Origin of the sequence: Enterococcus sp. RIT-PI-f (assembly GCF_001297065.1) — a bacterium.
Taxonomy (GTDB): domain Bacteria; phylum Bacillota; class Bacilli; order Lactobacillales; family Enterococcaceae; genus Enterococcus_D.
In genome coordinates this window covers 335,853-362,268 of sequence record NZ_LHOX01000018.1, presented here as the reverse complement: position 1 = coordinate 362,268, position 26,416 = coordinate 335,853, and the positions used below count along the sequence as shown (strand labels likewise).

Genomic DNA, 26,416 nt, shown 5'->3' with positions numbered 1-26,416 from the left:
AGTGAATATATGTCTTTTATTGTTCTGATTGGTGCACAAGCAGCCGGAAAAATGACTGTGGGACGTGAATTGGAGAAAAGAATTGATGGTAAATTATTGTTCAATCATCAAACACTGGATATTTTTGCTGGCTATTTAGGCTATATCCCGCAAATATTTGCGTTATCCAATCAACTTCGACTTGATTTATTTCAATCATTCATTGACAACATACCGAACAATCCAGTAAAGTCCATTATTTTTACTGTTCTGATCTATTTCGACCAAGTCGAAGATATCACTTTTTTACATCAGATCACAGACATCTTTCTTGCGGCACAAGAAGATGTTTATTTCGTCGAATTGGTGACGGACTTAGCTGTGCGCTTGCGCCGCAATATACATCCTGAGCGATTAGCAGCCAAACCATCTAAAAGGGATCTTGTTTTCTCAGAATCTGAGCTGATAAGCGCGCATGCTGCCCATCGTTTGGAAAGTAAAACCGATGAATTAAACAAGGAATTCCCAGGTGTCCGAACATTACGGATCAACAATACAGATATGACACCTGAAGCGACTGCGTCATGGATCATTGACTATTTCCAACTGTCTGAGTCATCAAAGGAAAAGTAATCTTCAGTCACTGCGCAGCGTTGGGCAGCCTTTGCTTTAGCTAAGCCGATTCCATCAACCACATAAAAAAACAAGGTGTTGCAGACGCAACACCTTGTTTTGATCATTCTCTTCTTCCTATTTATACGCAGACCTTTTTACATACGCTCTCTAGTATTCTCAGCCCACCATAGATACCGATCATGACAATGCCTGTAAAGGCAAAGTAAGCGATCATGATCAACGGTGAGATCCCTGTTGTCATGAGTTGATACCCTTTAAGTGAAAAAAACAACATCGAGCATACGAGAAAAATCAGATGAAACCACTGTTCTTTGCTTTTCATTTTGTGACTCCTTTGATTGCTTTGTTTCATTTGTTCTATTTATTTCATTTTCTCATATCTCTGGCCAGATGACCTCATCCTTTAGTCTGAATCTATCCAGCTAATTTTCAACCGTTATTTTTATCAGGATACCATTTGGATCAAAAAAACTGATCTGTTTGTCAGTGGCTACTTTATATGCCGCGCCAACTTCGTCCAAATGCGCTTTAAGTCGTGATAGTGCCGCTTGGTCCGGCACCACAAAACTATAATAAGCCAATCCTAGATCATTTGCCTCCATCGCTGGTGTATGTTGTCCCATCCAAATATTGGAACCAATATGATGGTGATAATCGCCAGCCGCAAAGAATTTGGCTTGGGCACCAAAATTACTGGTCAAGTTCAAGCCCAAAACTTGGGTATAGAAGTCCTCAGTTTTTTGTAAATCAGCCACTTTCAAATGTACGTGACCGACGATTGTGTCTTCTGGGAAATGGCTTTGTTTGCGATCTGCAGCATCTACGACACCTTGTGCATCCATTTCGATGGTGATACCCACGATTTCGCCATCCTCGCGAATATCCCATTCTGAGCGTGGTTTATCACGGTATACTTCAATGCCGTTGCCTTCTGGATCAGTTAAGTAAAGTGCTTCACTGTATCCGTGGTCGCTGGCACCATCTATTGGTGCTTTGGTTTCGATGTAATGGATCAGTGTATTTCCTAAATCTTTGCGGGTTGGCAATAAGAAAGCAACGTGGAATAAACCTGTTTTTCTTGTTAATGGTAAGGGATCGCTCACTTTTTGCAGTGTCAGTAATACATTGTTTGTGGTGCCTAAATCAACTTGATCGGCTGACTGGTGTAAGACAGTCAATCCGATGATTTCTGCGTAGAAATCGCGCATTTTTTCCAGATTGGCCACTTTTAAAGCGACTTTGCCGATATGGGTCGTCGCATTGATTTGAAATGTTGGTGTAATCGTGTTCATAAATGATTCCTCTTTTCATTTTTATTTATCTTACTTGTTACTTACATTGTAACACTAACTTTTTGTAAGTAAATAAAAATGCTCATGGTCTGATGGTCTTCTCTCTTCTCAATGCCCTTCCTGAAATTTCTCACCGATTGCATGCAGACAGTAATGCAAGCGCGCGCGGGAGCGTCGCATCTGTTGTCCCTTCCAAAACGACATAACAATAGGGTTTATAACGTGCAACGATAGCTAGAATTTTTTGATACTGGATACAGCCTTCCCCTAGTGGCACCACCTGCAGCTGACTATCAGTGATTCGATAGTCTTTCAAATGCAAACAAACGATCGAATCGCCAAAACGAGCAAAGGCTTCTTCTGTGATCGTTGCTTGCATAGGGTAATCATCGCTTGTGATCAAATTGGTCGGATCAAAAATGATCCCCAAATATGCTGAAGGTACCCGTTCTAGCAATAACTCGATTCGATCGAGAGAATACAAAGGATGGTTTAACCCTGCTTCGATCCCTACCATCACTTGCTGCTTTTCCGCATAAGCCACCAACCGTTGGATCACCCCCACCAAATCTTCAAAGGCAGCGTCGCTGAAATTCTCTTCGGTATACCCCATTTCCGGCAAAACTGAGCCTGTTTCTGAGGCAACCATTGCGGCACCGAAGTATTTGGCATGGGCTAAGTATCGTTCAAAACGCGTCAATAGCGCCTCGCGTTTCTCAAGATCTGGATGGATTAGATTGCTGTAACAGCTGAGTAAAGCGATTTGGATACCTTCAGCTGCAAATGTTTGCTTAAAAAACGTGCCGAGTCCTGGATTCATTGTGGTCAAATCACCTATGTCAGGAAATGATTTAGTCATAGCAAACTGGACATTGTTCAGTTGATAATGGGCGATTTTTTTGGCTAAATCCTTTGGTGTGGGGCAATTCTTCATATCGTGTCCGCGAACTGCATATTGAAACATATAGATTCTCCTCCTTCATTTGTTGATTGAAGCTGCAAAAAAGACCAAATGGTGCGGGAAACCCATTCGGCCTGCTTGCATTCACCTATTTTTTTTGTCAATCAATCACGCTTGCATTTATTGTTGTGCTTGATAATCAGCTGTATACTCTTCGATGATTTGATCGCCGCCGTTTTTGCGGAAAGTTTCGACTGCTTGATCAAAGCCATCCATGTCGATCTCGCCGGTCATGTATTGGTAATAAGCATCCGCCACGCCTTCGATCAAACTAGACCACGATTTGTCATAGGTTTCAGAAGTCAAGGATTGTGCGGGGTTAATGACTGCATATGCTTCATTTTCAGCGATTTTTTCATTGGCTAAGTTGACATACGGGTTGCTTGATGGGAAAACTGTCACCAATTCCGATGGGCGAGAAGAAGAAAATGGTTGGACTTCTTGCTGCCATTTTGTATCATCTAAACGGACATAGACACCATCGTCGTCGATTTCATAATGCTCCCCTTCGATTCCTTGGGTCATCAATGTGAAGGGCTCCTCGTCCATTAAATCATTGATGAATTGCAAAACAACCTTCAGTTCGTCTTCCGTTTTCACATTGTCTTTGGGAATCGCTAACCAGCCGCCCATCCCGCCATTGGTATCTGAAAGGATCCGGCGTTCGATATCGCCATAGGTGATATCATTGATCAATGCCCATTCCATATGTTCTTCAGCCGTTCCTGCGGCTTCGTCCACATAGTTCCGAACTTCTTGCAACCCGCTCAGCACGATCCCGCCTTTGCCTTGAACAATATAGTTCTTCTGATCGTTTTTGGCCATAACAGCAAAGTCGGAATTCATCCAGCCATTGGCATAAATATTGCGGAACCATTCCATCGCTTCTTTGTATTCTGGCTGCATAAAGGACGGCATCACTTCGTTGTCATCTGTGATCGTGAACCAATTGTCCGCTCCGAAATAACCAGACAACGAACGGAAGCCAACATTAAATGATTCATCCCGTTCGACAAAACCAACGGTGTCGTCTACACCATTGCCATCAGGATCATCTTCTGTAAATGCTTGGGCAACTTTTTCAAGCTCTTCCAATGTTGATGGCACCGCTAAGCCCAAATTGTCTAACCAATCTTTACGGACCAAAACACCGTATCTGGCAATGGGTTTTTGGTAAGGTACACCGTAGATTTTCCCATCGATCCGAGAGGACTCTAGGCGATCTTCGGAGATGTTGGCGAGATTCGGATAATCTTTAAGATAAGGTTCAACATCCCAGAACATACCTGAAGCCAATGAACTGCGGACAGTGGTATTGGTGATTTCCGCTAAACTCACGATATCAGCCAACGATTTGGATGCCAAAGCCGCATTCAGACGTTCCGTTTTTGAGGCATCTGGCACCCAAGTAAAGTCGATATCCACGCCCGTATACGCTTCTAGTTTTTCAGTGACTTCTCCAGATGGCGGTGCAGCGGTATGCAGCATGGCCATCCAGGAAATACTGGTTTTTTCTTCCGCAGCAGCCGTACCTTCCGTGCCGCTGCTGCTATTGCCATCCCCACATGCTGCCATCAATAAACCTGCTGCGCATAATAAACCTGCTAACTGTTTCTTCTTCATTCTTTAACCTTCTCTCTTTATATGATAGAAACGCCGAACGATCAACATTTCTCTTGATACCTAAAATAAGCAAAATCTGCATAACTACCTGAGAATTGGTCGAGATCTTGGGCACATAGGCCGATAAAATTCCCCGTGAAGCCACCGGATAGAAAGAGGATCGATTGTGCCGGCAGCCTTTGCCACCCTTGATCTTGACGCCACATGAACTGCCCCTGACTGCCCTCAAGCACCACCTTCAGCTGAACTGGCTGATCTTTGAGGGGCACACAAGTATCAAACAGTGTAAAATGCCCTTTTTCATTTTTCATCAGCCGCAAAACACGACCCTTGGTTTCATCATAGGTCACATAGAGGTACAGATAATTTTCTTCATTCAAAAACAACACCAGACCTGCCATTTGATTGAAATGACTTGGTTTGTAGTCCATCAACGTTTCCGCTTCAAAACAAAGATCTTTTTGCCTAATGGCGAGCAAATGATTGTCAAAATGTGACTGCAACGATTCTCCTGCCATCAGCCTTAAATATCCAGGCCGCTCCTTCAAACGACACCATTGCTCATGAGGAACCAGCCGCCGGCCATTCCACTCCGGCAGTAATGTTTGCGCGAAGTCATCTGTAAACACCTGGGCTTCTTTGTGGACATGCGTTTCAAGAGGCAACTGCAGATAACGGTCAGGGATCGTATCGCCATTTTTCACACGCAACCAGCCCAGCGTATCCCAATAAACTTCTTGCAAAGCCGTTTCTCGACCTAAAATAGCGGCGCCTTCAACTGGCCGTGTCATCAGATAACTCATAAACCATTTGCCTTCAAGCGTCTGAACCAAACTCCCATGTCCCGTGCATTGGAAAGGAGAATCTTGTCGGCCGTTGGCAGACATCATTGGGTTCTTAGGATCGATCTCGTATGGTCCAGTGATCGCTCTACTGCGGCAAACTGTGACCGAATGACCGCTGCCGGTGCCCCCTTCTGCCGTCAACAGATAGTAATACCCTTGATGGTGATAGAGGTGGGGTGCTTCTGTTTTGGCTAGATCCGTCCCAGAGAAAATGTTTGTTTTCGGTCCAACAAGCCCTTCTGTTTCCTTATACTCCTGCATCACGATCCCCACAGATTTATTCGGTGTTGTTTTCCGGTAGTCCCACAAAGCATTCAATAACCATTTGCGTCCGTCTGGATCATGATAAAGTGAGGGGTCAAATCCGCTGCTATTCAAATAAACAGGACTACTCCAAGGGCCGGTGATACTTGGGGCTGTCATCAGATAATTACGACAATCTTTGAAAGGACGCGTCGTGTTGCGAACATTCGTAAAGACACAATAAAATGTTCCTTGATCATAGCTGATTTGCGGCGCCCAAATACTGCAGTCTTGGGCATTCCCTCTCAAATCGATTTGGTCAACAAGCAGATCGGTGCAATGTGTCCATTCAGCTAAATTTGTGGAATGGTAGATGCGAATACCCGGCAACCATTCAAAAGATGAAACTGCAATATAATAATCACTCCCTACGCGCAGGATGCTCGGATCTGGGTTAAAACCTGGCAATATTGGATTCTCAATCGTGATCATTCATTCAAACACTCCTTTTGAGAAAAAATTTTTCGTGGTTTAGGTTTGCGGATCAGGCATAATGCAGCTGCTGCAAAGAATAAAAAGGCAATTGGAAAAGCCAAATATTGGGTCCCGACCAAACAGATCAGACCTGCAAGGACCAATATACCGGCGGCTGCTTTGCGGTAATTGCGGTACGTGATCAAGGAATTGGCCACAACCACTAATAGGATCACAATCAGCAACGTAAAGCCAAACCAGGCACCCAGTGTTTTGAATTGTCTAAAGGCTTCTTCCTCTGGCATCTGATTAAAAACTGCAGGAAAAACCGCTGAAAATAATGTACTGAATTGCGTCATGGTGATCTGGTTCATCACCAATGTGAATCCCCCTAAAAAGACAATCGACAAACCAATGCCCATCCAGCCTAACCATTGTTCAATACTTTGTTTCATTCTAGCCTCATTCCTTTCATATCGATCCATGCTGCCCGTTGCTGTGCCTTTGCGTACGTACAATGATGTTCGATAAAACTGACGTACTGCCGCTGTTCAGTTTTCCCCCAATCACTCCAACCCTCTTGCGCAAGAGCCCCATCGAAATGACAAGTATGAAATCCTACTTTCGCAGGAATACGCCAAGGTCGGCCAAGGAGATACGTTTTTGCACCAGTGATCTGGCAATTGTTAAAGACAAACCCCTTTGCTCCTGGCGATGTCGCTGCTGCCGTCAGATAATTGTTTTGCGCGGTATGCTTGCAATGCAGTCGGCAGCGATCAAAATACGCATTGCCGCCGCCAAAAATCACATCAACTGTTCCACGGATTACGCAATTGCTAAAAAAGCGCGCTTGCTGCGGGTAGGATTTCTCAAGCCAAGGGCTGATCAAAGGCGTGCCTTCTTTGGTCAATTGCGGTAAAGGACCTAAACAAAGAGTGTCCTGATAACCATCAAAACAACAATCCACAAAGTACATCTCGGTCCCTTCCAAATAGACAGCCACAGCTTGCCCAACTTGATCGCCCGGACCAGCAATATTTTTGACAGTGAGCCCTTTTACCACGATATCGTGACCATTGACAAATAATGTCGCTGTTTGAAACGTTCCTCTTGGGACGCCTTGCAACAATTGAAATGCCGCTAGGTCAGACTGCAGGACTGTATCCGCCTCGCAGAGGATCGTCAGATGATCATGGTAGATTTTGACTGTTTCCAGATACACACCACTAGCCACATATATCGTACAGCTCAACTTGCCTTTGGCTGCATGATCAACAGCCGATTGGATGCTGACAAAGTCATACATGAAGGGATCTTTGCCAACAGTACACGTCATTATCCTAGGTGTTTTTTCAAAAAACGGCGCCACAAGCCTCTCATCTCCTCGGTTTCTTCATGTCCGCCGATCAGCTGCTCTGACTGCCAATGGGCCGGACAATGCATGTCTTGATAGACCTTTTGCAAGTGTTGATCAAGGGTTTTGACACCGCTTGTTGGGCAGCCTTTATCAGCAATCCCAACCAAACTTAATCTCGGTCTCGGAGCGATCCATTGTTGGATTTCACCCGTCGTCCAATCCGACAACAACCCAGGCAAATAATAATAAAAGCCATGTTTATCGAGACTGTTTTCTTCAATCAGTGCGTGATAATCGACTTGCGCGGCGATGTCTACCACTACCCGAACACGAGGATCAACGGCAGCCAACCACCAGCTCATTAAGCCCCCCATTGACATGCCAATCGTTGCAATCGATGCTGCATCGATTTCTTTGCGCGAAAGCAGATAGGTCAGAAACTGCTGATTGTCATAAATCCGTTGCCCCCATAAAGTCTTGCCTTGCAAGAGGAAACGCTTGAACAGCTGGCTTTCGCCACGCCTACGCGCACCAAACCCCCACATATCAATGCAGCCTACGGCATATCCGTCTGAAATCAGCGTTTCGAGAAAACTAGGTGTGTGCAAATATTCCGCACCGGTAAGCAACTCTGATTTGCCATTGTCAAAGTCACCGCCATGGGAATGATTGTACACCACGCATGGTACTGGTTGCGCTGCATGGGGATAAGCAAAATATGCCGGAACCCATTCCTCTTGATTCAGTCTTAACACCAGATGTTCCAAAGTATAGTGTTCAGTGGTCGTGATGGTTTGGCGGATCACTTCTGGTCCAGCTTTCATCGCCGGCCCTAGACAATCATAGATCGTGGTCATCCTGATGGACACCTTCCAAATCGATCGATCGTCCATTCGCAAAAGAGCGACTGACTGTGATATCGCTTCCCTGTTCAACATGAAAGGCTTGTTTGACACCTTGCAGATCGATCCGATCAAACTGGATGTTCTTCGCAAAACCCAAGAAGAACCCTTCATTGGTCATGTCTTCAATCCCGGTCATCATCGCAGGTTTGCCCGGAATCGGGTCATCTGCCATCGATACCGTAATATCATGAAAAGTGACTTCAGAGATCGATCGCTCTGCCAATCCATAAATAAAACCAGCTGCCGCATGGACGTTGCGCGCAGTAATATCTGCGAAATGGATCCGTCTGAAATGGGGTGTGTCTTCCGTGATGGGATACGGCTGTTTATCCCAGACATATTTTTCTTTGCCTCGTGGTCCGCAGAAATAATACAAATTCAATGTAAAAGGACAAACCACTTGGTCCATGACCACATTGCTGACACGAACATCTTCTATGATGCCGCCGCGTCCCCGACGAGATTTCAAGCGAATACCACGATCGGTTTCTTGGAAGATACAATTGCTGATCGTCACATTGCGAATGTCGCCGCTCATTTCACTGCCGAGAACAACAGCACCATGGCCATGAAGCATTTGGCAATTGCTGATGGTGATATTTTCGCAAGATATTCGTTCAGCTGTATCTTCTGTTCCCGACTTAATGGCAATACAATCGTCCCCTACATCAATATGGCAATTCGTGATGCGGACATTTTTACAGGATTCTGGATCAATCCCATCCGTATTTGGTGAGTCAGCAGGATTCTTGATCCGAACATTATCAATGGTGATATCTTGGCAAAGGATTGGGTTCACTGTCCAACTAGGTGAGTCGATCAAATAAATATCTTTCAGATTGATCCTCTGACAGCAATCAAAACTGATCAATTTAGGGCGAGGATACGCGAGGTCTTCAGGATGTTCACGAAAAAGTGTCCACCATTTCTGCCCCTGACCATCAATGGTACCAAAACCTGTAACAGCAATATTCTCGGCATTTTCTGCATAGATACATGAGGCATAGAGTGCCCGCTTGACCCCTTCCCAACGGGAGGTCACAACTGGATAATCTTGAGGGTCATCTGAGAATACCAATCGCGCCCCACTCATCAGATGCAGCTCAACATTGCTTTTTAAAAATAAAGCACCCGTCTGATATGTGCCGGCCGTGAATGTTAGGCGTCCGCCACCATGCGTAAATAGTTCATCAATTTTTGCTTGGATCGCTTCTGTCATTTGACCATTCGTTTTCCTTAATTGCTTTTCTTGTAATTGAATGTCCATCTTTATCCTCCCTTTGCTAACGGCTGCAGCAATAAACTCGCTTGTAAAAAGGCGCCGTACCCTTTGAAATCGTTGGTAATGATCGGTTCACTAATATAATAGACGAATGAGCCATCTCGATTATCCGGTCCGCCTAGTCCTGCTACTTCGCAGTTTCTGATCAAATTAAGCCAGCCTTCTTGGGTAATAAAAACAAATGCATCAATGATGCCTTGATATGTTTCTTCAACAAAAGTTTGCCATTGTGGTGAAATCACGCCTAGCTGAATTGCTTTTGCCGCGGCATAACAGATCATCGATGAAGCTGAAGCTTCCAGGTAATTGCCAGTTTTTTCGCCTTGGTCTACCACTTGGTACCAGACATGTTCTGCTGAGCGAACATTGACCAATGCTTGCAACGTGTGTGCAAACATCTCTGCCAACAATTCTCTTGCTGCACCAGATGGCAGCAGAGCCATCGTATCCACCAATGCCATCATGAACCAGCCAATGGAGCGGCCCCAAAAATGAGCGGAGCAGCCCGTTTCTGGGTTTGCCCACGGCTGACTCTTCGTTTCATCCCAGGCATGGTAGAGCAAGTTGGTTTTAAGATCACGGGTTTGTTGATAACAATGCACAAACTGCTGGATCACATCCTCCAGATCAGATTCTTTGCCAAAGGTTACTGCATATTCGGCTAAGAAGGGTGCCCCCATATACAAGCCGTCTAACCAGACTTGATTGGGATAGATTTTTTTGTGCCAGAAACTGCCCTCTTTGGTGCGGGGCATTTCTTGGAGCTGTCGGTACAAAAGATCTAATGCCAGCTTATATTTGGTCTCTTTTGTCTTTTTATATAGTAGAAATAAAAGCTTACCATTGTTGATATAGTCAATATTCATCGCATCGAAGGCATATCCTCGGATCGTGCCATCTGTTTGCAGATAGAAATCCATGGTTTCTTTGATGTAATCAAAATAACGTTCATCATTGGTTTGGCGATAGGCCTCTTTGACACCTTGCAGCACGACCCCAATATCATACGACCATTTGCCATGATATCTTTTTTCTTTCGGTAATAATTCGTAGCGTTGAAACAAGGTATCTAACGCAATTTGCGCATAATTCGTCATAATCATTGTTATTCCTTTCTTGTTATCTGATCATCGTGTTTGCAGTATGAGCACTTTTGGTATGAATATCGTTGATGATTTTTTGCGCTGAAGTGGCGATAATAAGCCCAAATACACTGACGCCTGCACACACAATCAGGATGGGCAGATAGGTCGCGATCAGTAAATAACCTGCGACCAAAATAGACCAAGTGATGATCGAGTAATGCAAATATCCAAAACCTAACAACAAGCTGCCTGTCAAAATAGCCTTTATGGAAGGGTAATTCACTGCCGCCATAATGCTATAGACATTCATGAACATAAACAGCAAGGCAACCAGAAACAGCAGATTGGCGATTTGGATAAACCAAGAACCTGCATTGAACAGATTCGTGACAACGATACCCATCGATAGACCGATCAGCCAGCTGATCAACACGGATTGCCGGAAGCGCTCTTTGCTATAATAGAAGAATTGACGAATCATCGGTGGCTGTTCTTTCAAGCGCAACCATCGATCATAGGTTTTCATCAAGGCATACGTAGCAGGTCCGATGCCAAAGACGACGCCGCCCAACAGTGTCACACTAAGCCACAGAAATTGCAGCAGAATCACGCGATACACAGCAAGCAAGAGATCATTGACTCTTATTATTTTATCAAGATTCATCAGGGCACCTCTTTCTTAATAGATCCCGTCTTCACCGATTTTTTTGGCCAAACGATTGGCAAAGACCACTAAGATCAGACCCACAAGGCCTTTAAACAACCCAACAGCAGTTGAATAACTCAGTTGACCATTTTGGATCCCGGCGGTAAAAACAAAGGTATCAAAAATCTGTGCAACTTCTCGATTCATCGAATTCATCAACAAGAACATATGCTCGAAACCCATATCTAAAATTGATCCGATCTTCAATATCAACAGCGTAACGATCGTTGGTCGAATACAAGGCAATGTGATATGCCACATTTTGCGCAACTTGCCTGCGCCATCCATATCAGCAGCTTCATATAACTGTTCATCGACATTGGTGATGGCTGCCAGATACACGATCGTTCCCCAGCCGGCACCTTTCCAGAGATCTTGGAAAATATACATCGGCCGCAACCATGCTTTGCTGGTCAAGAAGGCAATGCGTTCACCGCCAAAACTTTCAATAATATTGTTGATCACGCCGCCTTCAGTCGTCAGTAAAACATAGAAAATGGATACCACGATCACCCATGACATGAAATGCGGTAAGTAGATGATGGTCTGGATACTTTTCTTCAAACGTCGGTTATTGACTTCATTGAGTAACAGCGCCAATAAGATTGGAAACGGAAATGAAATGGTGATGTTCAAGAAGAACATGATCAATGTATTCCGCATCAGCATCATAAACGTGTCTTCTGTAAACAAACGAATAAAATGGGTCATGCCCACAAAAGGGCTGTCTAAAATCCCCAAAAAAGGTTGATAATCTTGAAAAGCGATCACTAATCCACCCATTGGCACGTATTTGAATACAACGAAATATAAAATGCCAGGTAATAGCATCAAATACAGTGCTTTGTTTTTCTTGATTTGCGCCCATTTCTTCTTTTTCATTCGTTCTTGTAATTCTTTTCCCGTCGGTGGTGAAAAAGCCGTGTCTATTTTTGTTTCCATAGATAGTCCTCCGATGTCTTTTTGATTTATTTGATGTGTTCATGTTAGCTTGAAAGCGTTATTCCGTATATAATCATTTCTCCACTTGTGAAAATCACCACATGATTATCCTTCAAATAGATAAAACGTTTACATGTAAAACTGATTATATACGTTCTTTCTTAGCCATGTTACGTTTTAATTACTATTCATCACTAAAAAAAAAACGGAGGAAACCAATCATGCAGCAAACGAAGAAAAAAAAGTACCATTCCAACAGTGATCGACTTGTTCAAGGATTTATCATCGGTTTTTTATTGCTATTCACTTTGATGTGTCTGATCCCTTTCCTGAATATTCTAGGCAGTTCATTTGCGACACCAGCAGAGATTGCAACGAGAACATTTATTATCATTCCTAGAGAGTTCACTTTGAATGCATATCGCTACATTCTTTCCACACCCACGATCTTTCAAAGTATCGGCGTGTCATTGATCGTTACGATCACAGGAACATTCCTATCTATGGTGCTAACAGCATTTATGGCTTATGCCCTATCACGTAAATACCTTCACGGACGAGGAATCTTCAATTTTATTGTCGTCTTTACGATGTTGTTCAGCGGTGGGATGATCCCCACGTTTATCCTGGTCCAAAGTCTTGGGTTGATCGACTCGCTTTGGTCATTGATCTTGCCTAGCGCAGTCAGTGCCTACAACATGATCATTATGCGCAACTTTTTCCAAGGGATCCCTGATAGTTTAGAAGAATCAGCAAAAATGGATGGCTGCTCTGATTGGGGTGTCTTCTTTCGGATCATCCTGCCGCTCTCTCTTCCCTCGATTGCAACAATCTCGCTCTTTTATGCGGTCAGTTATTGGAACACCTATCAATCAGCGATCCTCTATATCAATGATTCTGCCAAATGGCCAATCCAAGTGTTATTGCGACAGATCGTGATCGTGTCAAGTGGCATGAATGCTGATGCAACCAGTGTCGATGTCGTGCCACCCGCGCAATCTGTCAAAATGGCCGTGATCATGGTCGCAACCATGCCAATGCTGATTGCTTATCCCTTTGTACAGAAATATTTTGTCAAAGGCGCAATGGTTGGTTCTGTTAAAGGGTAATCAAAAGAAACCTTTCCGCTATTGGAAAGGTTTCTTTTTGTTTAGCTGAATTTTTTGCGATATTCTCCTGGGGTGACTGATTCTTTCTTCTTGAAAAAGCGAATAAAATTTTGCGAGTTGGTATATTTCAAACGTGCAGCAATTTCTTTGATTGTCAGCTCTGTTTCCTCTAACCATTTTTTGGCTATCTTCAAGCGATAATTTTGCAAGTAATCTGCAAAGGTAACAGCCATTTCTTTTTTGAAAACATTACTCAAATAATTGGCGTTGTAGTGCAGCTGCTCCGCCACTCGATCCAAAGATAGTTCTTGGTCGTATTGCTGATGGATCAACAACACCATTTTTTCCGACAAAGAACGAATTTCTTGATCCGTCTTGATTTGAATCGTTTCAACAATAGGTATGACGAGTTCCGCATAAATACTTTGCTCAATTTTATACAAATGGTTTTGATTCAAAACCTGCTGATAAACGTTTCGACTCTTTTGCAGACTCGTATGATCGGCGCCTAACAACTGACCTAAACGGATAATATTGTTGATCAATTGAAAGAAAGCACTCTCGATCGCCATTGGATTCTTGTTGTCTTGAGTGATTTTTTTGACGACCTCTGCGTAACTTTCTTTGATCAGAGAAGAATCACCACTGCGCATGGCGTCCAAAAAGATACCCTCAGCATCCGTTGGATACTGGATGGCCGCAGATTTGTCAAAGCGCGTCGCAATATCATCGTAAAAGATGATGACCTCTTCCCCCAGATTCAATCGGTAACGTAATGACTCCTCCGCATTCTTGACAGCTACTCTTGTCCATTGCAATGACTGGAAGGTATCAGAGAGGCCGATGCTGATTTTGATCTTCAAATAATCTTTGGCAGCTTTTCTGATTGCCTGACAATACGCAAACATATCACTTTGGTTGCGTTCATGGGCACCTCTCAAGAGTGTCCCTTGTAATTCTTGCTTATAAATAATTGGTTGCAATCGCCTATCGGCTGGAATGATTTCGGCCACCAGATTTTGAAGCGCCAGTAAAAAGACATCGCCATGGATCGGATCACGACCGCATAAATCATCGATTTGGATCAGCATGACCCTAAAATGATCGTTTTTGGAAACCTGATAGCCAAATTGCTGCAGTTTCGACGGAATATCTTTTTCTGCAATACAGCCACGAAACAGATTTAATGAAAATAAAGCAGCCAATTCTGGTTTCTGTCGATCCATTTCACCTGTGAGGCTTTGGTTGTCATTAAGGATTTGATTGATCTCCGAGATCACTTGATTGACTTCTAATTTTTCACCAAGCTTTTTCGATTTCAGCACTTCACTGATGCGATTGATGGGTGAAGTGGCGATTCTAGCAATGCGATAAGCCAAGAAAGCCAATAATGCGATCAATAGGCAACCGATCCCAATCAAACTGATACGAAATGACCCAATGATCGTTGATACTTCTTGAGGTGCTAAACGCATCACATAGAACCACTGATTATACTCAGATTGCGTATAAACGTATGTCTGCTGTTCCTGCCCTGTGAGGATACCTGTCGATGGATGATCGCTGATCATATCACCAACCAATTGCCCATCGATCGTATCCCCATCGCTAAATAGAATCACACCTTCTGAATTGACAATATTGAGAAAGGAATCGGATTGATGTGCCACCAATTTGGCGATTGCTTGTTTGTTGATCTCAGCGATTCCTAATGCCTGGGTATCTTGACTAAACACTGGCAAGGTCATCACCATTCTTAAATGCTCTTGACCTGACTGCCAGTCAATATAGCGCTCTTGGTTGCCCATGGTTTGGTACGTCAGAATCTCCTCGTCAGTCAAGTGTTTGAGTGATCCCTGATCGATCGTCCATGCTTTATCGACATTGATCAGTTGATAACTGGCCTCTTCAATCCCCATAATACTGATATAGGCCAATTGCGAATTGATGTTTTGCACATCTCGAAACTGCATATCTGCATAATCGGTTTGCAAATTTTCTTTGAAACTTTGCGTGTTGCTGTAGGTCGAGAAGGCATATTCCACCATTTGTATTTTGTGTTCCAAATTGTTCTTGACTTGGTTGACTGCTTCACGATGCTTTTGCAAAAAGGTTTGCTGAACATTCGCATACGTCCGGTGATAAATAACGCTGCCAAACCCAATAATTAAAACGCTTCCAATTATAAATACTGAAAAAAACATTTGCTTGAATAATGTACTTTCATTTTTGAGCCTAGTCACCAATCTTATAAGCCCTCCCCTGTTTCACTTCTTCATACGTTTATACTACCATATATTCCAAACTGTGCCTATGTAAAAAATATTTTTTTCACGTGTGCATGTTTGGTATATTGACTTTTATACGATAAAGTTATATGCTAAAACAAATGAAAGGTGGAAGCATTTTCATGGTCACAATCAAAGATATTGCCAAGGTAGCTGGCGTTTCTCATACCACGGTCTCCCGTGCATTAAATGACAGCCCATTGATCAAACCTGCGACTAAAAAGAAAATCAACGAGATCGCAGAGACATTAAATTACATACCGAACGTCAATGCCAAGAGTTTAGTCAATCAAAAATCATACATCATTGAATTGTTTTTTTCACATCTTTCCAAAGGAACCTCTAATAGCTTTTTGGGTGATGTCATTAAAGGGATCAACGATACTTTACCCAAAGAATATAGTTTAGCCGTCCATGAGCTGCAAGAAGTGTCCCATGATTTTGACCATTTGAATCGGATCGACGGTGCCATCGTCATGAGTCAAAGTGACCAGGATGATGCCTTTATCGAAGCTTTAGCGAAGCAACAGATTCCACTCGTTGTATTGAATCGGCAGCTAGACAGCCCCCGTTTTAACAATGTCACCAGCAACGACGCCCAAGGGGTTTATCATATGATCCAGTATGCCATTGATCAGGGTTACACCAAATTCGCCTGCATTGAAGGTATTCCCTCTTTTCGTTCGACCATCGAAAGAAAGAAAGGCTTTGATCAAGCATTAGCAAAAGCCGGACTCACTTGTCCGTCAGGCTATACCGTGTCAGGCGATTTTTCTTTGGCGAGCGGGCAAGCAGGTGCGCAGCAATTATTGGCACTTTCTGATCCGCCAGAAGTGATTTTTTGTTCAAATGATGATATGGCGATCGGAGCCATCAACTATTGTTTACAGGCCGGGTTGCGCATTCCGGAGGATATCGCGATCATCGGTTTTGATGATATTCCTTTTTCGCCATTCACTTATCCGCCTTTGACAACGATCAGCAAGCCTGTTTATGAGATGAGTAAATGTGCAACCGAACTCCTTTTGGCAAGTCTATCAGAAGCCGATCAGCAAAAACAATTATTCTTAGATACATCGTTGACGATTCGTCAGTCCTTATAGCAACTTCTTAGGACTGCACAATAATGTTAACGTGTGCATATATATTTTAAACCATCGGAGGCTAAAACATGCAAAATATCAAAGATCAATCTGTTACGCAGTATCCCCCACGTGTCATCCAATTTGGTGAGGGAAATTTTATGCGGGGCTTTTTTAATTGGCAATTGGCCCAAATGAATAAACAGGGATTGTTTCAAGGAAGTGCAATCGTTGTTCAACCGATCCCCCAAGGATTGAAAGCCCTTTTAGACGAACAAGATGACCGTTATACAGTGATTTTAGAAGGCTTAGTCGACGGCGTTCCTATGCAAAAGGCGGAAATCATTTCCACGATCCATGAAGTGATCGATCCGTATCGACAATGGCAAGAATTTCTTGCATTGGCCGACAATGAGGCATTGGATATCATTGTGTCCAATACCACTGAAGCTGGGATTCGCTTTGACCCTTCAGATACGATCAGTGATACGCCACCCAGCAGTTATCCGGCAAAGTTGACCGCACTGCTCTACCGCAGATTTCAATTGAAAAAACCAGGATTTACCATTATCCCTTGTGAGTTGATAGATCGCAATGGTGAAAAGTTAAAACAAGCCGTTCAAGCGTATGCTGAATTGTGGGCATTGCCTAAAGCGTTTAGTGAATGGCTCAACTCGGATAATCAATTTTGCTGCAGTCTGGTGGATCGAATCGTACCTGGCTATCCAAGAGAACAGGCAGCGGCATATGAAACTTTGTTAGGCTATCAAGATCAATTGATCGTCACCGCTGAACCCTTTATGCTTTGGGTGATCGAAGGGTCAGAGATTGAAGCAAAGTTGCCTTTGGCTGCCGCTGGTCTAAATGTGATTGTCACCGACGATATGACCCCTTATCGTGAACGAAAAGTCCATTTACTTAATGGTCCCCACACAGCAATCGTGTCATTAGGCTGTCTTGCCGGTCTTGAAACCGTTGAAGATGTCATGAATGACCCAGACTTTGCTTTATATGTAGAACGCCTGTTCCAAAACGAATTGATTCCTATGCTTGATTTACCAGAAACGCAATTAAGAGCCTATGCCGAAGAAATCAAAGAACGATTCAAAAACCCTTATGTCCATCATCAATTACAATCGATTGCTTTGAATAGTGTCTCAAAATTCACTGCGCGGTTATTGCCGGTCTTGATGCGTTTCTACCAAAAGAAACAACAAATCCCTTTGCGGATCACAGCCTCTTTGGCGGCATTGCTTCACCGTTATCTAACAGGACCTTTCGAAGATGAAGCCCTTGTATCAGCTATTTTCACCGAGGCCAAGCAGCTGGCACCATCCGCACAATACGCTTTTTTGCTGGGCAATGACGCATTGTGGCAGATTGATCTGCGTTTTTTAACTGATGACATCCAAACCATGACCTCGATATTGGCCCTTGATGGACCTCGTGCATTGCTTCACTATGTAGAACAGCAAGAAGCTGTATCTCCTGTGTAAACGTCAATCATCGTCCTTTGGTGACCGTTGCCAGAAAATCAGCAACCACGATAGATTTACCTGACGAATAGACCCGTTCAATTGAACAAAAGAAAGGAAGAAAATCATGACAGAGGCACTGATCAAAACACCTGCACAGCTCTTAAAACTACACCCGAAAGACAATGTCGCGGTTGCACTGCAGCCCCTCGCCCAAAATAGTCGCTTGACCTTTGAAGGCCAAGACTTGTTTTTGACCGAAGATATTCCCCAAGGTCATAAGATTGCTTTAACCAACTTAGCAACAGGCGCGAATGTCATCAAATATGGCTACCCCATCGGTCACGTGACGACAGAGGCGGCGATAGGCAGCTGGCTCCATACCCACAATGTAAAAACCAATCTGGCAGGCACCTTATCTTATACCTATCAGCCCAACTTGCAGCCGGTCCATTACCCTAAAACTGAATTGACTTTTGCTGGCTATCGCAGGGCCAATGGCAAGGTTGGGATTCGCAATGATTTATTGATCGTCCCAACGGTTGGCTGCATCAATGGAATCGCCGAGATCATCGTTGAAGAATTCAAAGCACTCCACCCAGACCTCGGCTCTTTTGACCATGTGACGATTTTAAAGCATCCTTACGGGTGTTCACAATTAGGTCAAGACCACCAAAACACCCGCCAAATTCTGATCGATGCGGTTCAACACCCCAATGCAGGCGGCGTCCTGGTTTTTGGTCTAGGCTGTGAAAACAATACCGTTCCTGCCTTCAAAGAAAAGCTCGGTGATTATGATGAACATCGCGTAAAATTCCTGGTTGCCCAGGAAAGCCAAGACGAGATCCAAGTCGGGATCGAGTTGCTGGAAGCATTATTAGAAACTGCCAAAGATGATGTTCGTGAAGCTGTCCCATTGAGCGAGTTGAAAGTCGGCTTGAAGTGCGGCGGTTCCGACGGTTTTTCTGGTATCACTGCCAACCCATTATTAGGTGCTTTTTCAGACTTTCTCGTTGCGCAAGGCGGCAGTACTGTTTTGACTGAAGTACCAGAAATGTTTGGTGCGGAACAAGTCTTGATGGCACGAGCGGAAAATGAGGAAACTTTCGAGAAAATCCTTCATTTGATCAATGATTTCAAAGACTACTTTTTGGCCTATGGAGAGCCAGTCTATGAAAACCCATCCCCAGGAAACAAAGCTGGCGGCATCACAACACTGGAGGACAAATCCTTAGGTTGTACGCAAAAGTCTGGCACATCAGCGGTCGTTGATGTCTTGAAATATGGTGAAAAACTGCGAAAACCGGGATTGAGTTTGTTAGAAGGCCCTGGGAACGACTTAGTGGCTGCTTCTGCTTTGGCATCTGCTGATTGTCAACTTGTTCTCTTCACCACCGGTCGGGGAACACCATTTGGTGCCTATGTGCCCACAATGAAGGTCGCGACCAATCAAGACATCTTTCGCAAAAAGCCCCATTGGATGGATTTCAATGCTGGACGGTTATTAGAAGAATCGATGGATGTTGTACTGACAGACTTCATTCAAGCCATCATTGACACAGCCAGCGGCAAAGCGACACGCAATGAAGCCAACAATGTACGAGAAATTGCGATTTTTAAAAATGGCGTCACGCTATAAACCAATAGGAAGAAAGAAGGAAAACCGTTGTTTAAAGAGAATTTTTTATTAACAAACCCGATCGCTGAAACACTATATCATCACTATGCGGAAGATCTGCCCATCATTGACTACCACTGTCACCTAGACCCGAAAGAAATCTATGAAGATCAACCCTTTAAAAATATAACAGAAGCATGGCTTTCTGGCGATCATTATAAATGGCGTTTGATGCGGGCTTGCGGGATCGAAGAAGAGAAAATCACCGGTCCAGCATCTGATTACGACAAATTTGCGGCCTGGTGTCAGACAGTGCCGAAATTGATCGGTAATCCATTATATACATGGACGCATCTAGAATTACAACGTTTCTTTGACATTGACCTCCCCGTCAATGAAGCCAATACGGCAACATTATGGGAACAATGCAATCAAAAATTACAGCAAGCTGCTTTTAGCAGACGTTCTTTGATTGCCAATAGTCGTGTGGAGATCGTTTGTACGACAGACGATCCCATCGATAACCTCTCCTATCATCAACAACTCCGTCAAACAGAAGACCGTTTCACCGTTTTGCCAACTTTCAGGCCAGACAAAGCAATCAAGATCGGTGATGCCCATTTTCTATCCTATATCGCACAACTGGCTGCTGCTTCAAACCAAACGATTGAAAGTTATCCGGACTTGTTGGCTGCTTTGTCCCAACGCATCAGGTACTTCTCAGAAAATGGGTGTCGCTTAGCTGACCATGGCATCGATACATTGACCTTTAAGGATCAATCTGAATTATCCGCTGCCGACATTTTTCAAAAAGCACGCGCCAAAAAAACGTTAAGCGAGCAAGAAATTGCAGTCTTTCAAACGGCCTTGCTCTTAGAATTGATGAAGCACTATCATCAAGCAGGTTGGACGATGCAGCTGCATTTGCATGCGTACCGCAATTGCAATCAGCGTATGTATCAAACATTAGGACCTGATACTGGTTATGATGGCATCAATGATCGTTCTATCGTCAAAGATTTGCAACAACTCCTCAATCAAGCAGATCAAGCGCAATACTTGCCGCAAGTGATATTGTACTCATTGAATCCCAATGACTACGATGCCCTCGTGGCGTTGATGGGTTGTTTCCAAAGTACCGGCGCCAATAAACTGCAATTGGGCTCTGGCTGGTGGTACAATGATACCCGGGCTGGCATGCGCCGCCAACTCACTGCATTTGCAGATGGCAGTGTGCTGTTTAATTTCGTTGGCATGTTGACGGATTCTCGCAGTTTCCTCTCTTATACACGACATGAATATTTCCGGCGGGTACTCTGCGAATGGTTAGCTGAAATCGTGATCCGGGGGGAAGCACCCACAGACCTTCAGCAGTTGAAACCATTGATAGAAAACATTTGCTACCACAATGCTGCCCATTACTTTCAATTTAGGAGATGACAGATGCCAAAATTCATTATTGCCGGAGACTCAACTGCGGCAAACAAAAGTGAACGTGCACGACCAGAAACGGGTTGGGGAGAAAAACTGTCATGGTTTGTCTCTGATCATTATCAAGTAATCAATTTTGCCAAAAATGGTGCTTCAACGAAAAGCTTTATCAACGATCATCTGCTTGCAGAAGCTGAAGTCGCAATGCATAAGGGAGATTATTTTCTGATTCAATTCGGCCATAACGATCAAAAAGTCGATGATGACCGAGGAACGACGTTAGACGAATACCAAAAAAATTTAACTGTTTACGTTCAAACCGCACAAAAAAAAGGCGTTAGGCCTATATTGCTGACATCCATCACCCGCCTTCATTATCAAAAGCAGCAACTAGACACAGATGCCGTCGGGGATTATCCATCTGCTATGCGTGCTTTTGCAAAGCAACACGATATTTTATGCTTAGACATCTTCGCGGCCACACAGAACTATTTCAATCGACTATCGCAGATGGAGGCCAAAAGCCATTTCTTGCATTTACCTGTGGGGGTACACCCGAATTATCCTCAAGGGATCGATGACAACACCCATCTCAATGGACATGGTGCAACAGCAATTGCCCAGATCATCGCCCAATCCCTTAAAGAATCCGGGTTGCCTTGCGGCCAAGATATCCGGATTGAATAATCGTCAAACAACCAAGAAGGAGGAGTCATGCATCAACAGATGCCTGGCTCCTCCTTCTTTGATCCATGTTTTGTTGATTGTTTGCGGGTGTTACTCCGGTTGTTTGCCAATATAGGCTAAGATTCCGCCATCGACATACAACACATGTCCATTGACGAAGTTAGATGCTTCAGAAGCAAGGAATACGGCTGGACCAGCTAAATCTGTAGGTTCTCCCCAACGGGCTGCAGGTGTTTTTGCAACGATAAATTGATCAAAGGGATGACGTGAGCCATCTGGCTGTACTTCTCTTAACGGCGCTGTTTGCGGGGTCGCAATATAGCCAGGCCCAATGCCATTACATTGAATATTTGCTGAACCGAACTCTGAACAAATATTTTTGGTCAGCATTTTCAAACCGCCTTTGGCTGCTGCATACCCAGCCACTGTTTCCCGACCTAATTCACTCATCATCGAGCAGATATTGATGATTTTACCGTGGCCTTTTTCGATCATTGATGGTAAGACTGCTTTAGAAACGATAAAAGGTGCATTCAAATCGACATCAACTACTTGACGGAAATCTGCTGCTGACATCTCCAACATTGGAATCCGCTTGATGATCCCAGCATTGTTGATCAAAATATCAATGACACCGACTTCTGCTTCGATTTGTTTGACCATTGCTTGTACTGCTGCCTCGTCCGTCACATCACAGACATACCCATGTGCCTCGATTCCCGCCTCTTTGTAATTTGCTAAACCTTGATCCACTGAAGCTTGATCTAAATTGTTAAAGACGATCGTCGCACCTGCTTTGGCTAGCGCTTGTGCCAAGGTAAACCCAATCCCGTACACAGCACCCGTAATCAAGGCGATTTTGCCATCTAATCGAAAATCATTCATTGAAAAATCCATCATTATACCTTCTTTCTTTTATTTTAACTCATCCATTGCGATCATATCCATATCAGTGTAGGTAATGTTTTCACCACACATTGCCCAAATGAAGGAATAATTACTTGTGCCCACGCCAGAGTGGATCGACCAGCTAGGAGAAATGATCGCTTGCTCTTCGGCAACCACCAGATGCTTGGTTTCATCAGGTTTGCCCATCATATGAAATACTTTGGTGTCTTCATTCGCAAAGTCAAAATACACATACGCTTCCATGCGGCGTTCATGGGTATGACAAGGCATCGTATTCCATGCACTCCCTGGTTCTAAAATCGTATAGCCCATTTGTAATTGACAGCTTTCACAGACATTTGGGTGAATATATTGATAGATTTTCCGTTCGTTCAACGTCAATCCTTCCCCTGTTTCCATAGGTTTGACTTGATCGATACTGATTTTGACGTTTGGATACTTTTTGTGGGCAGGTACACTTGAAAGATAGAATTTGGCTGGATTTTCGGGATCATCAGAATAAAAGACCACGTTTTTTGTTTCTTTGCCAATATAATAGCCATCTTGTTTTTTCATGGCTTCTTTCGTGCCTTCGATCGAGATCGCCCCTGGTCCGCCAATGTTGATCACACCCAATTCCCGGCGTTCTAAGAAATAATCGACACCTAATTCTTTCGTCAATTCGATTTCTAAGCCTTGATCTGTTGGTGTGACCCCACCGAAAATCATGCGGTCATTGTGGGTATATGTCAGCATGATTTGACCGGGTGTGAAGATTTTCTCCACTAAAAATTCTCTGCGTAATTCTTCCGTACTATAATGTTTGATATCTAACGGACTGTGGGTATACCTTGTTTCCATATGTTGCATGTGTCTATTCCTCCTTAGCGAATCATTTTTCCTGATCCATTTTTGATAAATGCCTCAACGTCTGACACTGAAAAAAGATTACAATCTCCATGTACAGTGTGCTTGAGTGCCGAAGCTGCAGTTGCAAAGTCGATCAATGCTTGATCGCTGCTTTGATTGGCGATGCCATGTAAGACACCAGCGGCAAACGCATCTCCGCCTCCGACGCGATCGACGATCGGATCGATGGTATGGGCCTGTGACACCACGTAATTGCCTTGATGCCACAGTCTACCTATGAGCACATGATGACTGGCTGAGATCACTTTGCGGTGGGTACCATAAAACAAGTCAATGTTTGGATACAATTGATTCATTTCTTCATAATAATAGCGATCGTCTGTTGCTTCTGCTGACGCGGGTATATCCATAAAAACTTGCGCATCAAGTTTGCCTGCCGAACAAAAATCGACGAACGGCAATAGTTTTTTTAAATATTGCTTTGCTTCATCCGTTGTCCATAATTTGCCGCGAAAATTGATATCTAAACTGATTTTGACACCTGCTTGTTTGGCAGCTTTGACTAAGTTGATCAAGGTAGCCTGCCAATCTTTTGAGAGTGCTGGGGTGATGCCGGAAATATGAAAGATATCGACATCGTCAAACAGCGCTTCTGGCCATTCGTTGGTGGTCATTTCAGCAAAGCTGGATCCTTTGCGATCATAGACTACTTGTGCCGCTCTTTCCCCGACCCCCGTTTCAACATAGTAAGTCCCCAATCGAGACCCACCTCTCAGCACATAACGACAATCAACTCCATATCGCTGCAAATGCTGCTGGGCACCATCGCCTAAAGCGTTTGCAGGAATCTTGCTGGCAAAAGCAACACAATGGCCAAAATTGGCCAAAGAGATCGCAACATTGGCCTCTCCGCCGCCATAATGAGCAAAAAATTGCGTGCTGGATGCGACCCGTTCACCCACCGTCGTGGATAACCGCAACATGATCTCGCCTAAAGTAAGCATCTTTCCCATAACTATGCGCCTCGAATCTCTTTCAATTGTGCCGCATATTGTTTGGCGACTTCTGTTACCGCCGCAAAATCACCTGTGGCAGCTGGTGCAAGCAGATTGCCGCCAACGCCTACTGCCACGACACCAGCGTCAAACCACTCGGCCATATTCGCTAGACTGACACCGCCTGTAGGCATGATATTCAATTGCGGCAACGGCGCTTTGAAGGCAGAGATAATACTCGGTCCATACGCACTGCCAGGAAACAACTTGATAATGTCCGCCCCAGCTTTCAACGCTTCCTTCATTTCTGAAATCGTCATACAGCCGGGAAGATATGGCACTTGATACAGGTTGCACATCTCAGCTGTGGCTTGATCAAACGTTGGACTCACCACATACTCAGCACCCGCCATGATGGCTAAGCGAGCGGTCACAGCATCCAACACAGTTCCTGCCCCGATCACCACATCATGTTGATCACGATAGGTCTCGGTTAATTCAGCAATCACTGCCGCAGCCTCTGGGACGGTAAATGTCAATTCGATCCCAGTGATGCCCCCTTCAATGATTGCTTGACTGGCTTTGAAGGCTTCTTCCTTGGAAGCGCCCCTCACTACGGCTATCACTCCGCTCTTTTGCAATTTTGTTAATCGTGCGACTTTATCCATCAAACCCCTCCTAAATTTCTTATTTGGAAAATAGAATTTATTATAAAGAAACTTACAAATTTATTATACCGTTCTCCAATATTTTTGCAAGGGCTTTCTAGACTTTTATAATGATTTTTCGATGGCTTGTTTGGTTTCGCGAATTGTCTCAATCAATGTTTGCTTATATGCTGGTGTTAGGCGATATTTAGGTAAACTAACCGAAAAGGCCCCAACGACTGCGCCATCGTGGATCAATGCTGTGCCAATACAATAGATCTCTTGTTCCATTTCTTCGTCATCAAACGCGACTTGCTCTTCTCTCGACCGTGCAAGTTCTTTTTTTAATTGGAAGGGATTGGTGATGGTATTTTCAGTATAGGCAATCAGTGGTGTGTCAGCTAAATAGTCTGCGACTTCTTCTTCTGAAAACAACGCCAAAACTGCTTTACCCATTGCCGATGAATACAATGGTCTCGTGATCCCTACTTTAGAAGACATGCGGATCGTCTGGTGCTTGGGCTCCAACTTGTTGACATATAATATCTCATTTGCCGCCAAAACCCCTAAGTGGATAGTTTCATCCGCTTTTGTCTGTAACACTTCTAGATGGGGCAAACTTCTTTCGACTAAATCTAATTCCTCCACACTATGATTGGCATATTTGATTAGTTTAGAACCCAGACGATAATTCTTTTCTTTGCTTCGCTGCACGTAGCCTATCATCACAAGTGTATCTAAGATTTTCAGCGTCGTTGATGCAGTCATTTCTGTTGCAGCGGCAATCATCTGCAGTGGTTGGTTTGGATGCTCAGCTAAATGATCCATAATCAGTGCCGCCTTCAATAAAACTGTGCCGTATGGTTTTTGTGTCATATTCTCCACCTCATTTTTTCTATATAAGAAATTATAATCTCTTTTTGAGAAATGCACAATCTTCTTTGATTCTTTTCCTCTAGATGATGATTTACATTTGCTGATAAAAACAAGTATGAT

The 26,416-nt window shown here is 43.9% G+C and carries 25 protein-coding genes; 7 read left to right on the top strand and 18 right to left on the bottom strand.

Features of this window, described 5'->3' with window-relative positions; all coding sequences use genetic code 11:
* The first annotated feature begins 9 nt into the window (after positions 1 to 9).
* Complete coding sequence (locus tag AEQ18_RS12860) at positions 10 to 612, top strand: hypothetical protein (protein ID WP_054116735.1); 603 nt, start codon at positions 10 to 12, stop codon at positions 610 to 612.
* Positions 613 to 733: 121 nt separating this feature from the next.
* On the opposite strand, the gene AEQ18_RS12855 is transcribed toward AEQ18_RS12860, so the two are convergent.
* From AEQ18_RS12855 to AEQ18_RS12800, 12 genes are all read right to left on the bottom strand, one after another.
* Entirely contained in the window at positions 734 to 937 is a 204-nt protein-coding gene (locus tag AEQ18_RS12855) for a hypothetical protein (RefSeq protein ID WP_054116734.1), read from the bottom strand.
* 100 nt (positions 938 to 1,037) lie between these two features.
* Positions 1,038 to 1,907, bottom strand: coding sequence for a VOC family protein (locus AEQ18_RS12850; RefSeq protein WP_054116733.1), 870 nt, complete (start codon positions 1,905 to 1,907; stop codon positions 1,038 to 1,040).
* Between the two features lie 130 nt (positions 1,908 to 2,037).
* Entirely contained in the window at positions 2,038 to 2,871 is an 834-nt protein-coding gene (locus tag AEQ18_RS12845) for a sugar phosphate isomerase/epimerase family protein (protein WP_054116732.1), read from the bottom strand.
* Positions 2,872 to 2,988: 117 nt separating this feature from the next.
* On the bottom strand, positions 2,989 to 4,491 hold the full coding sequence (locus tag AEQ18_RS12840; protein ID WP_054116731.1) for an extracellular solute-binding protein: 1,503 nt from the start codon (positions 4,489 to 4,491) through the stop codon (positions 2,989 to 2,991).
* Positions 4,492 to 4,532: 41 nt separating this feature from the next.
* The gene (locus AEQ18_RS12835) at positions 4,533 to 6,071 is read right to left on the bottom strand and encodes a glycoside hydrolase family 43 protein (RefSeq protein WP_054116730.1); all 1,539 of its coding nucleotides are present in this window, start codon (positions 6,069 to 6,071) and stop codon (positions 4,533 to 4,535) included.
* Positions 6,068 to 6,508 (bottom strand): hypothetical protein, encoded by a 441-nt coding sequence (locus AEQ18_RS12830; RefSeq protein WP_054116729.1) that lies wholly within the window; start codon positions 6,506 to 6,508, stop codon positions 6,068 to 6,070. The genes AEQ18_RS12835 and AEQ18_RS12830 overlap by 4 nt, the downstream gene beginning before the upstream one ends.
* Positions 6,505 to 7,389 (bottom strand): pectinesterase family protein, encoded by an 885-nt coding sequence (locus tag AEQ18_RS12825; RefSeq protein ID WP_054116846.1) that lies wholly within the window; start codon positions 7,387 to 7,389, stop codon positions 6,505 to 6,507. Before AEQ18_RS12825 ends, AEQ18_RS12830 begins: the two co-directional genes overlap by 4 nt.
* Positions 7,389 to 8,273 carry a dienelactone hydrolase family protein gene (locus AEQ18_RS12820; RefSeq protein ID WP_442855708.1) on the bottom strand — a complete coding sequence of 295 codons (885 nt, stop codon included), beginning with the start codon at positions 8,271 to 8,273 and terminating at the stop codon, positions 7,389 to 7,391. The genes AEQ18_RS12825 and AEQ18_RS12820 overlap by 1 nt, the downstream gene beginning before the upstream one ends.
* The gene (locus AEQ18_RS12815; RefSeq protein ID WP_054116727.1) at positions 8,251 to 9,582 is read right to left on the bottom strand and encodes a glycoside hydrolase family 28 protein; all 1,332 of its coding nucleotides are present in this window, start codon (positions 9,580 to 9,582) and stop codon (positions 8,251 to 8,253) included. Before AEQ18_RS12815 ends, AEQ18_RS12820 begins: the two co-directional genes overlap by 23 nt.
* 2 nt (positions 9,583 to 9,584) lie before the next feature.
* The gene (locus AEQ18_RS12810; RefSeq protein WP_054116845.1) at positions 9,585 to 10,694 is read right to left on the bottom strand and encodes a glycoside hydrolase family 88/105 protein; all 1,110 of its coding nucleotides are present in this window, start codon (positions 10,692 to 10,694) and stop codon (positions 9,585 to 9,587) included.
* 22 nt (positions 10,695 to 10,716) lie between these two features.
* Positions 10,717 to 11,346 (bottom strand): YesL family protein, encoded by a 630-nt coding sequence (locus AEQ18_RS12805; protein ID WP_054116726.1) that lies wholly within the window; start codon positions 11,344 to 11,346, stop codon positions 10,717 to 10,719.
* Between the two features lie 15 nt (positions 11,347 to 11,361).
* Complete coding sequence (locus AEQ18_RS12800; protein ID WP_054116725.1) at positions 11,362 to 12,330, bottom strand: ABC transporter permease; 969 nt, start codon at positions 12,328 to 12,330, stop codon at positions 11,362 to 11,364.
* Positions 12,331 to 12,551: 221 nt separating this feature from the next.
* On the opposite strand from AEQ18_RS12800, the gene AEQ18_RS12795 reads away from it, so the two are divergent.
* Positions 12,552 to 13,439: a carbohydrate ABC transporter permease gene (locus AEQ18_RS12795; RefSeq protein ID WP_054116724.1), complete on the top strand. Its 888-nt coding sequence runs from the start codon at positions 12,552 to 12,554 to the stop codon at positions 13,437 to 13,439.
* A gap of 41 nt (positions 13,440 to 13,480) precedes the next feature.
* Here AEQ18_RS12795 and AEQ18_RS12790 read toward each other — a convergent pair whose 3' ends face one another.
* Positions 13,481 to 15,643 carry a helix-turn-helix domain-containing protein gene (locus tag AEQ18_RS12790; RefSeq protein ID WP_054116844.1) on the bottom strand — a complete coding sequence of 721 codons (2,163 nt, stop codon included), beginning with the start codon at positions 15,641 to 15,643 and terminating at the stop codon, positions 13,481 to 13,483.
* A 206-nt stretch (positions 15,644 to 15,849) separates the two neighbouring features.
* On the opposite strand from AEQ18_RS12790, the gene AEQ18_RS12785 reads away from it, so the two are divergent.
* The 5 genes from AEQ18_RS12785 (at position 15,850) to AEQ18_RS12765 (ending at position 22,020) form a co-directional block, all read left to right on the top strand.
* Positions 15,850 to 16,830, top strand: a complete 981-nt coding sequence (locus AEQ18_RS12785; RefSeq protein ID WP_054116723.1) for a LacI family DNA-binding transcriptional regulator — start codon at positions 15,850 to 15,852, stop codon at positions 16,828 to 16,830.
* Positions 16,831 to 16,898: 68 nt separating this feature from the next.
* A complete protein-coding gene (locus tag AEQ18_RS12780; RefSeq protein WP_054116722.1) occupies positions 16,899 to 18,305 on the top strand; it encodes a tagaturonate reductase in 1,407 nt (468 codons plus the stop codon).
* Positions 18,306 to 18,411: 106 nt separating this feature from the next.
* On the top strand, positions 18,412 to 19,923 hold the full coding sequence (locus tag AEQ18_RS12775; RefSeq protein ID WP_054116721.1) for a UxaA family hydrolase: 1,512 nt from the start codon (positions 18,412 to 18,414) through the stop codon (positions 19,921 to 19,923).
* Between the two features lie 27 nt (positions 19,924 to 19,950).
* Positions 19,951 to 21,342, top strand: a complete 1,392-nt coding sequence (gene uxaC / locus AEQ18_RS12770; RefSeq protein WP_054116720.1) for a glucuronate isomerase — start codon at positions 19,951 to 19,953, stop codon at positions 21,340 to 21,342.
* Positions 21,343 to 21,345: 3 nt separating this feature from the next.
* Positions 21,346 to 22,020, top strand: coding sequence for a rhamnogalacturonan acetylesterase (locus AEQ18_RS12765; protein WP_054116719.1), 675 nt, complete (start codon positions 21,346 to 21,348; stop codon positions 22,018 to 22,020).
* 90 nt (positions 22,021 to 22,110) lie between these two features.
* Here AEQ18_RS12765 and AEQ18_RS12760 read toward each other — a convergent pair whose 3' ends face one another.
* The 5 genes from AEQ18_RS12760 to AEQ18_RS12740 form a co-directional block, all read right to left on the bottom strand.
* Positions 22,111 to 22,917, bottom strand: coding sequence for a gluconate 5-dehydrogenase (locus AEQ18_RS12760; RefSeq protein ID WP_054116718.1), 807 nt, complete (start codon positions 22,915 to 22,917; stop codon positions 22,111 to 22,113).
* An 18-nt stretch (positions 22,918 to 22,935) separates the two neighbouring features.
* Positions 22,936 to 23,778, bottom strand: coding sequence for a 5-dehydro-4-deoxy-D-glucuronate isomerase (kduI, locus tag AEQ18_RS12755; RefSeq protein WP_054116717.1), 843 nt, complete (start codon positions 23,776 to 23,778; stop codon positions 22,936 to 22,938).
* 14 nt (positions 23,779 to 23,792) lie between these two features.
* Positions 23,793 to 24,791 (bottom strand): sugar kinase, encoded by a 999-nt coding sequence (locus AEQ18_RS12750; protein ID WP_054116716.1) that lies wholly within the window; start codon positions 24,789 to 24,791, stop codon positions 23,793 to 23,795.
* Positions 24,792 to 24,793: 2 nt separating this feature from the next.
* Positions 24,794 to 25,441 carry a bifunctional 4-hydroxy-2-oxoglutarate aldolase/2-dehydro-3-deoxy-phosphogluconate aldolase gene (locus AEQ18_RS12745; RefSeq protein ID WP_054116715.1) on the bottom strand — a complete coding sequence of 216 codons (648 nt, stop codon included), beginning with the start codon at positions 25,439 to 25,441 and terminating at the stop codon, positions 24,794 to 24,796.
* 105 nt (positions 25,442 to 25,546) lie between these two features.
* Positions 25,547 to 26,296: an IclR family transcriptional regulator gene (locus tag AEQ18_RS12740; RefSeq protein ID WP_054116714.1), complete on the bottom strand. Its 750-nt coding sequence runs from the start codon at positions 26,294 to 26,296 to the stop codon at positions 25,547 to 25,549.
* Between the last annotated feature and the right edge of the window lie 120 nt (positions 26,297 to 26,416).